Source organism: Parasediminibacterium schistidii, from assembly GCF_046546515.1.
Taxonomy (GTDB): domain Bacteria; phylum Bacteroidota; class Bacteroidia; order Chitinophagales; family Chitinophagaceae; genus Parasediminibacterium.
In genome coordinates this window covers 1-10,326 of the sequence record NZ_JBKHKJ010000059.1, presented here as the reverse complement: position 1 = coordinate 10,326, position 10,326 = coordinate 1, and the positions used below count along the sequence as shown (strand labels likewise).

Below are 10,326 nucleotides of genomic sequence, written 5' to 3'. Positions count from 1 at the left end.
TAAATTTTATATCAATTTTAATTTTTAATCCTATTACAATAGCATGGGTACTAACACATTAATGAAGCAACAAACATGTTTTGAATCGCATATATTGAGTTACCATGAATAAAAAATATACCTTTTCCCTTTTCTTGCTGCTTGCAGCATTTTCTTTTACCAAGGTATTTGCAACTTACAAGGAAAGCGACACTACCATTATGCCGCCCTTTGCCACTACCACCTACAACGATACATTTTACAATACTGTGCTACAAGCAGCAAAAGGCATAGCACAGCCTTTTTTGTTGCAGCAGGGTTATTTTTCGCTTCCGGGCGTAACGGTGGTTGACACTTCACTGGTATATAAAGGTGTAAAATACCCTACTTCCGAGAAGTACCTTAATCCTGCAACAGGATACTATTTAGCTAGTTCGCTGTATGGCACTTATGGCATAAGTAATTTCAGCACTGTTTGGCCAAATCGTTGCCCGAATGCCTTTTACACAACCACTACAAAAACATTCACTGCCAATATTGACTGCGTCGGCTATGGCACCAGGCTTTTATCGGCGGTTGGTGGAACGGCTAGTGCCAATAACCCTTACCTAAACCTTATCAACAGGATAACTGCTAATAATTATGCTCCAATTGCCAACAAAGGATATGTAGCTACTGCTTATCAATTTGCTGTTGCATTCCCTACATTGCGGTCTACTCCTGTGCCGGGCTGGCAATATATCTCAGGCAATGTAGAGGATTCAACAATTAATGCCTATGACCAGACCATTGACAAAACGCTGAAAACGTATAATGGCTTGAGGAAAGGAGGATTTTCCTTATGCAAATCGGGCGATGTGCTTGCGTTTGGCTATGGGCCAGTTGCTTCCTCTAACGGGCATTTCATGATTCTTGAAAACAAGCCTATTGCACTAGACGCGACTACCTTGAAGCCATACTATCCAAAAGAAACAGCAAAAAAACTGAAGGCATTTGTGGCCAAGCATAAAGTTTATGCCGTGAATGTGTTTGACGATTCTGGCCAAGATGCGCATTTCAACGATTCAAGGAAGAACAACAGCGGCATTGGGCATGGCACGGTGCTGATAGTAACCGACACGCTAGATGATGCACCTGTTGGGTTTATGTTTTCTGGTTCTACCAATATTTCTTATACCCCATTGGATACTTCTCACACTTATGCCATTTCTGTAGGGCGTTTTACCAGCAAGGCACAATTGCCCACCACTATTGCTGGCAGTGTTACAAGCGCATTAGGCACTGTAATACCTTCAGTTACTTTTAATTTAACAGGCGATACTAGCAGTTCGTTAATTAGCAGCACTAAAGGCCTTTACAATTTCTTGGTGGCTGGTGCTGGCGACTACACTATAAAACCGTTTAAAATTAATGATGTAAAAAAGAATAATGGCGTAACGGTGGCTGATGCGCTATTAGTACAAGGCTATGAGCTAGGCATTGTAGACTTGAACTCGCCATATAAGCTTATTGCTGCCGATGCAGATAATAACGGCAGCATTACCGCTTTAGACGTGGCATTGATTAAAAGGTTTGCCTTGGGCTTAGATACGGTTTTTAAAGGAAACAGATTGTGGACTTTTGTTGACAGCAGCTATGTTTTTTCAGAACCATCCAACCCGTTCCCTTATAAAGACAGCATCAGTTATACTAACTTAACTGGCAATAAAGCAAGCCAAAGTTTTATTGGGGTGAAAATTGGCGATGTGAACTACGACTGGGATGCTAGTGCTTTGAAGGCAACAAATGGTATTAACAGGCCTGTAGAAATATTTTACAACAATATTAGTATAACTGGCAACGAAACAGAAATAAGGTTACCACTTCGTGTAAATTATTTTAAAAATATGCTTGGGCTGCAATTCACGCTAAATTATAACAACAAATTATTGCAATTGACCGGCATAAAAAAAAATCGGTTGAATCTGGAATATGGCACTAACCATGCAGGTGAAGGGAAACTAACTTTTTTGTGGATGAGTGCAGGCTTGGAAGCAAAAAACCTTGAAGATAGCACCATTTTGATGGAGTTGGTTTTTTCAAAAAAAGGGGATATAGTAAAAGAAGACGTTGCAATTTCGTCTGATATAGCTACAGCAGAAGCATGGGATGCTAATTTTACCAAGCATAGCATTGTAAAAGGTAGCGGCAAAATAGCTGCAGAAGCCGCAATTCGAGCATCTGCTGAAAACTGTGAGTTGGTAAATAATGTAACCAATGGCATGTTAACAATGCATGTTTCGGTTAACGAAACAAAACCCATACAGTTTGAACTTTTTACAATGGACGGTAAAATAATGATACGAAAAAAACTGGTTGCTATTGCAGGTACCAGCAATGTAGTACTAAACCTAGGGGAGGAAACCAAATTGGCTGCTGGTTTTTATTACTTAAAAGCCAGTGGTATAAATAGTACTTCTGTAAAAAGGATAATGATAGTACCGGATCGTTGAAAATATACTACTTATTAAATGATTTGCATGATTTTAATGATGGAAGCCCTTGGTTTTAAGGCGTTTTGTTGAAATCATTTTAGCAAATCATTTTCTGAAGAGTATAATTTGTTACTGCTTTCAGGTACAAGTTTGGTTAATCTGCGAAGAAGGCACAAAATTTCAAGGTAACACATTTATCACTTTCAATTGCATTTTCACCGATTGTTTAAATAATGTTAAACCCATTTTAAACGATTGATTTTTTTTTGAGTCATTAGGCAGCATAAAAAAAATTACACGCATCTTAAAACAAAACAACTAATATGAAACCCGTATTTTTATTTACTTTGCTTGCTACGTTGCTAACCACGTTTTCCTTTGCCCAGGCAAACAACCCACCCAGTTTTGTTGGTGGCACTACACAATCGTTTTCGATTTGCGAGAACGCAACAAGTGTTTCTATTGACAGTTACTTACAAACGCTGGACGCGGACCAAGGGCAAACATTGACCTATACCATTAAAACGCCTCCCTCCCATGGAACGCTCCATGGGTTTCCTGGTTCTGGGAGTACGAATGGCTCTGTGTTTTCCCCGTCTGGCTTTGATTTCACGGCTACAACAGGCTATAGCGGTACTGATGTTTTTGTGATACAAGTTTCGGATGGTACTGCAACTGCCCAAACAAGCATAAGCGTTACAATAAATAGCCTGCCAACAATTAAAGCAATTACTGGCAAAACTTATACATGCGTAGGTACAACCACAACACTTGCCGATGCAACAAAAGGTGGTGTTTGGTCAAGTTCCAACCAATTCATTGCTAGCGTTGATAGCACAACTGGTGTTGTAACTGGCATGGCCGCAAGCACATGCAGTATTTATTACACAGTAACTAATTCTAATGGATGCTCTGCGGTGGCCACAACTACTTTTACTGTAAGTAGCTACCCAACTGTTGCGGCTATAACAGGAACCGGAACTGTATGCGTTGACAATACAACAGCTTTGGCAGATGCAACTTCTAGTGGTGCTTGGAGCAGCAGCAACACCACCATAGCAGGCGTAGCCAACGGCGTAGTAACCGGCGTTGCTGCTGGCACTGCAAATATTATTTATACAGTTACAAATGCTTATGGTTGTGCTACATCTTCTACTAAATCAGTAACTGTTAATGCCTCCCCTACTGTTGCAGCTATTACTGCAACTACTACTGCTGTTTGTATTGGTTCTACCATCACATTAAGTGAAACTACAACAGGAGGCACGTGGTCTATCAGCAATGGCAATGCCACGCTGAATAATGGTTTTGGCAATAACCGAAATGTAAGGGGCGTTACTGCGGGTTCAGATACTGTCACCTATACGGTAACCAACGGGAACAGCGGCTGTACAGCTTCTCAATCTGTGGTGGTTACTATAAGTGCTGCGCCAACAGTTAGTGCTATAACAGGCACAAATAATATTTGCGTAGGCGGAACAACCACTTTTTTTGATGTTACGGCTAATGGTACTTGGAGTAGCAATAACACTACTATAGCTACTGTAACCCAGAATGCGGATGGTAGTGGTTTGGTAACAGGGCTGCGGGCAGGTGGCACCACGATTGTTTATACCGTTGTAAGTGCTGGCGGTTGTTCCAGCAATGTTACAAGAAATGTTGCTGTAAATACTGCCCCTACTGTTAGTGCTATTACAGGAACAAGCACTATTTGTATTGGCTCGCTAGATACCCTTACTAGCGCAACACAAGGCGGCACTTGGAGCATTAGCAACACTAATATTGCTACTATTGCTGCCTCTTCGAACACCAGCGTGGTTACAGGTCAAGCCGCAGGCACTGATACTGTTTATTATAAAGTTACATCTGGCGGTTGTTCTACATCCGTTTCATTCCCATTAGCGGTAAGCACTGGTATTACTGTACCTGCCATACAAGGCCCAGCAAGCGTTTGCGTTGGTTCTTCAATCACTTTAACAGATGCTACTAGTGGCGGAACGTGGACATCTTCCGATGAAAATATTGCTATAGCAAGTGGTGGCGTTATAACTGGTATTTCCTCAGGTGTAGTATCGATAAAATACATAGTTGGCAGCGGTAGTTGTACTGCCACGGCAATTAAAAACATAATTGTAAGCGACATACCCAATGTTGGCTCGAATAATATAACCAGCACGTCTTTATGTAGTGGCGACTCTGTGCTGCTTACAAATGCAATAGCTGGTGGCGTTTGGAACACAAGTAATACTGCTAATGCAACTGTGGGTACAAACGGTGAAGTAGTTGGCGGGGCAGTTAGGAATAATAATTCCAATGCTACCATAACCTATACGGTTACTAATACTTATGGCTGTATCAATTCCACATCAACCAATATTACAGTAAACCCTAAGCCAACTAACTTTACACTTACAGGGAGCGATGCCCTTTGTATAAACAGCGTGGCTACGTTTACAACCAATTCTGTAAACAGTGGCACTTGGTCTGTTGACAGTACAAAAGTGGCTGCTACTGTAGGTAGCGTAACTGGCACTTCGGTTGTGATACGTGGGTTAACAACGGGCGATGCTCATGTTTCCTTTAAAGTTGATGGTGGCAATGGTTGTTCTAGGACTAAATCTTACCCTGTTACTATTGCCCCTACCCTGCAGGTTTCTGATATTACAGGTTCTAGTGGGGTATGTATAGGCTCAACCTTGCAATTAAGGGATTCTACCACTGGTACTACTACTACTTGGAGCAGTTCTGATATTGCGGTAGCTACAGTAACTACTACTGGTTTGGTAACGCCTAGGAAAGCAGGTACTGTAACCATTACTTACAACGTAAGCAATGGCACTTGTAGCGGTAGTGTAACAAAAACAATTACAGTTTACGCAAGGCCTACAGTTGCAGCCATCACAGGCCCAAGTTCTGTATGTTCTTCGTCAACTATACAACTTGCAGATGCTACTGTTGGCGGTGTTTGGACTAGCAACAACACAAACCTAGCAACAGTAGATAGTACAGGGTTGGTTACTGGCGTTGCAAGTGTAGGTTTCCCTGCAACCATTACTTATACAGTAACAAATGCTGGAGGCTGCACTGCTAATGCTACAACGAGCATCACTGTTAATAGCGGCGGAAATGCCGGCAGAATAACAGGTACAACTACCGTTTGCGTGGATGCAACTACTACTTTAACAGAGAGCGTTTCTGGCGGTACTTGGAGCAGTGCTAATGATGCCATTGCAAAAGTATCTTCTGGTACTGGCACAACACAGGTTATTACAGGTGTTGCTGCTGGCCAAGTAATTATCCAATACGTCGTTAATGGAGCTGGAGCTTGCCCAGCGGTTGCTAATAGTAGGATTACCGTAAACGCAGCACCAACAGTAGTTAGTTCTACTGGCAATAACAAAGTATGCATTGGCTATTCAAGCCAGTTGATTAATGGTTCTACTATCCCTAATAGCGGTACATCAGCATGGAGTAGCAGCAACACTGCTGTTGCAACAGTAAGCAATACTGGGGTTGTTACAGGTGTTGCTGCTGGAACAGCAAATATTTATTATACCGTGACAAACCCAACTGGCGGCGGCGGTGGAGGTGGCGGCAATGGATGTAGCAATGCAGCCACTACAGTATTTACCGTGGTTGCCAATCCTGTGGTTGCCTCAATACAAAGCCCAGCAACTACCATTTGCGTAGGAGCTTCAATTACTTTAACTGATGCTACACCAGGTGGCACTTGGAGTACCAATGATACTACTATTGCAACAATAAATGCTTCAGGAACTGTAACTGGCGTATCTGCTGGGGATATTATTACTACCTATTCTGTAACAACAGATGGATGCACTACAACAGTATTTGGCAATGGCACTATTGCTGCACTACCAGTAGTTGCGAGCATTACTGGCAAAACTTCTATATGTGCTGGCGATACAGCTAAACTTTCCTCTGCCACGACAGGTGGAACATGGATCAGCAGCAACACTGCTGTTGCAACAATAGATGCAACTAGTGGCATTGTAACAGCAATAAATGCTGGCACTGATACTATATTATATTCAGTAACCAATACTTCTGGCTGCACTACTACAGACACGGCAGTGGTAACAGTAAACGCATTGCCTGTTGTTTCTGCAATAGGTGGCAAAACAAATGTTTGCCTTGGCAATATGCTTGTGCTTACCGATAGCACTTTTGGTGGCGCATGGAGCAGCAGTGATAGTACTATTTCCAAAGTAGATAGCAATGGTATAGTAACTTCTGTAAGTGCTGGCAGTGCAACTATTACTTATACTGTATCAAATGTGTTTGGTTGTTCCACAACTGCTAGCTTAGCTGTTACTGTAAACCCGATACCTGTTGCTGCATTTACTATTAATACAGCTTCTCAGTGTTTGAATGGCAATTACTTTATTTTCCAGAATACTAGTACCATTAGTTCTGGCTCGCTTACAAATACTTGGGCAATAGGCGATTCTAGTTCTACTGCTACAAGCCCAACATTTGTATTTGCCTCTGCAGGTTCTTATAATATAACATTATTGACGACCAGCAATAATGGCTGTACAAACAGTGCAATCAATACTGTAACAGTAAACCCCCAACCAAATGCTTCCTTTACTGTTAATGACAGTACACAATGCCTTACAGGCAATAGCTTTGCATTTACCAATACAAGCACTATTAGTAGTGGCACCAATAGTTATAGTTGGTCATTTGGAGATGGTAGTGCTGCTTCCACAACAGCAAATCCAACTTATACCTATTCAAAAACAGGTAGTTATGTTGTGGGCTTAGCTGTAACCAGCGATAATGGCTGCACAGACAGCGTATCGCAAACCATGACAGTTACTGCCCCTGTAACTCCTTCAGTATTAATAGCAGCATCAGCTACAAACATTTGTTTGGGTAATAACGTGGTATTTACCGCCACGGCAGTAAACGGCGGATTGACACCTACTTATCAATGGAAGAAAAATGGCATAAGCGTTGGCAACAATACAAGTACTTATAGCGACAATGCACTGGCCAATAAAGATGTAATTACCTGCACGCTTACAAGCAGCGTTGCTTGTGTTACACTAAGCACAGCAAGCAGCAATAGCATTACTGTTTCGGTATCTTCTTATGCAACGCCTTCTGTTACAATAAGTACCCCAACAACCTCTATTTGTGCGGGTACAAGCGTAACTTTTACGGCAATCCCTTCTAATGGAGGCGCATCGCCAACATATCAATGGCAGGTAAATGGTGTAACTGTGGGTACAGGTGCCACCTATACTACTAGCACATTAACCAATGGTGCAGTGGTAACTTGCACGCTTACAAGTAGTGTTACCTGTGTTACATCACGCTCTGTAAGTAATTCTCTTGTAATTAAAGTGAAATTGCCTTCTACTTCTACAACTGCTATTAGTATTTGCGCAGGCAGTTCTTATACTTTTAATGGCACGACATATAGTGCTGCTGGTACTTATGTAGCCCATTTAGTAAATGTTGCAGGTTGCGATAGTGCTGCCACATTGGTATTGACTGTAAATAACCCAACAACTTCAACCACTACTATTAGTGCTTGTAATAGCTATACCTGGAATGGTACGGTTTATACAGTTAGTGGCACTTATACAAAAACCTTTGTGGGTGGTAACAGCAATGGCTGCGACAGCACTGCCACATTGCAATTGACAATAAACACCCCAACAACCTCTACTACAAGTATCACGGCTTGCGGCAGATATACTTGGAATGGTTCGGTTTATACAGCTAGTGGCACTTATACAAAAACCTTTGTGGGTGGCAACAGCAATGGCTGCGACAGCACTACCACTTTGAACTTGATCGTAAACTTGCCAACAACCTCTACTACAAGTATCACGGCTTGTGGCAGCTATACTTGGAACGGTACTGTATATACAACTAGTGGTACTTATACAAAAATCTTTGTTGGTGGCAACAGCAATGGCTGCGACAGCACTGCAACGTTGAAATTGACAGTAAACCTGCCTACAACCTCTACTACAAGTATTACCGCTTGTGGCAGTTATACTTGGAACGGTACTGTATATACAACTAGTGGTACTTATACAAAAACATTTGTGGGAAGCGGCAGTAATGGTTGCGACAGTATAGCCACATTGCAATTGACAATAAACATACCAACAACCTCTACTACAAATATTTCTGCTTGTGGTAGTTATACTTGGAATGGGATTGTATATACAGCTACTGGAAAATATACAAAAACATTTGTGGGTGGCAATAGCAATGGCTGCGACAGCACTGCCACTTTGAACTTGATCGTAAACGTGCCAACAACCTCTACTACAAGCATTACAGCTTGTGGCAGTTATACTTGGAACGGTACTGTATATACAACTAGCGGTACTTATACAAAAACATTTGTGGGTGGCAACAGCAATGGCTGTGATAGCACTGCAACGTTGAAATTAGTAGTAAACACACCTACTATATCTACTACAACCATCACGGCCTGTGGCAGTTATACTTGGAACGGTACTGTATATACAACTAGTGGTACTTATACAAAAATCTTTGTTGGTGGCAACAGCAATGGCTGCGACAGCACCGCAACGTTGAAATTGACAGTAAACCTTCCAACAACTTCTACTACAAGCATCACGGCTTGTGACAGTTATACTTGGAACGGTACTGTATATACAACTAGTGGTACTTATACAAAAACATTTGTGGGAAGCGGCAGTAATGGTTGCGACAGTATAGCCTCATTGCAATTGACAGTAAACATACCAACAACCTCTACTACAAATATTTCTGCTTGTGGTAGTTATACTTGGAATGGGATTGTATATACAGCTACTGGAAAATATACAAAAGCTTTTGTGGGTGGCAATAGCAATGGTTGCGACAGTACTGCTACATTAGTACTAAGTATTACAACGCCTGTAACGCCATCGGTGGTTATTAATAACGGGGCTACAAGTATCTCTGTAGCTTCTGGCTCAACAGCTACATTTACTGCAACTGTGATAAATGCAGGTACTGCAAGCTACCAATGGCTGAAAAACGGGTCTGCCGTTGGCGGGGCTACATCTAGCAGTTATATTACTTCAAACCTAAGCAATGGTGATGTAATTAGTTGTGCCATTACCAGTAGTATTAGTTGTGTAACTGCTTCCACAGCTACTTCCAATAGCGTGGTAGTTACAATTACAACTCCTTCTCAATATACTATCAGTGGGAATATTAGTAACCAATTGGGTTACATAGTGCCTTCCGTTACTGTTTCGCTAAACGATTCCATCACTACAACTACCGATGCCTTGGGCAATTACAGCTTCACGGTACCTGCTGGTGGCAACTATACACTGAAGGCATTCAAAGGGGACGATTCCTTGATAAATGACGGCGTTAGCGCTTTGGATGTGGCATTGCTAAAAGGCTACACTTTGGGCAAGTATGTGTTTAATCCTTATAAGTTAATAGCAGCTGACGTGAATAATAGTGGCTCTGTTACAGCATTGGATGTGGCTTTAGAAAAGCGTTTCACGCTTGGCCTAGACACTTTGTTCAAAGGCAACCGTTTGTGGACGTTTGTTGATAGTGGCTTTGTATTTGCCGACACTACCAATCCATTCCCTTATCAAAGCAGCATTAGCTTTACTAATTTGTCCAGCAATCAAACGCAGCAAAGCTTGGTTGGCATCAAGATTGGGGATGTGGATTTCAACTGGAAACCATTGGCTACTTATGGGTCTTCAAACCTGCAAGGCAAGCCAATACAGTTGTTCTACAAGGACATAAAAACCAGCACCAGCGAAACGGAGGTAAGGGTGCCAATAAGGGTAAGTAACTTTAAAAACATCCTGGGGATGCAATATACCCTTGGGTTCAACAATAA

At 41.8% G+C, this 10,326-nt stretch carries 2 protein-coding genes; both read left to right on the top strand.

All coding sequences use genetic code 11. From position 1 onward, the window contains the following. The first annotated feature begins 104 nt into the window (after positions 1–104). Complete coding sequence (locus ACHFIY_RS18750; RefSeq protein WP_410847662.1) at positions 105–2,471, top strand: cohesin domain-containing protein; 2,367 nt, start codon at positions 105–107, stop codon at positions 2,469–2,471. Positions 2,472–2,776: 305 nt separating this feature from the next. Further along, positions 2,777–10,326, top strand: a 7,550-nt coding sequence (locus ACHFIY_RS18745) for a beta strand repeat-containing protein (RefSeq protein WP_410847661.1), incomplete at its 3' end; no start/stop codon positions are given.

Coding starts and splice junctions, on each gene's coding strand:
- ACHFIY_RS18750 (WP_410847662.1), top strand. CDS start 105: ATGAATAAAAAATATACCTTTTCCCTTTTCTTGCTGCTTGCAGCATTT.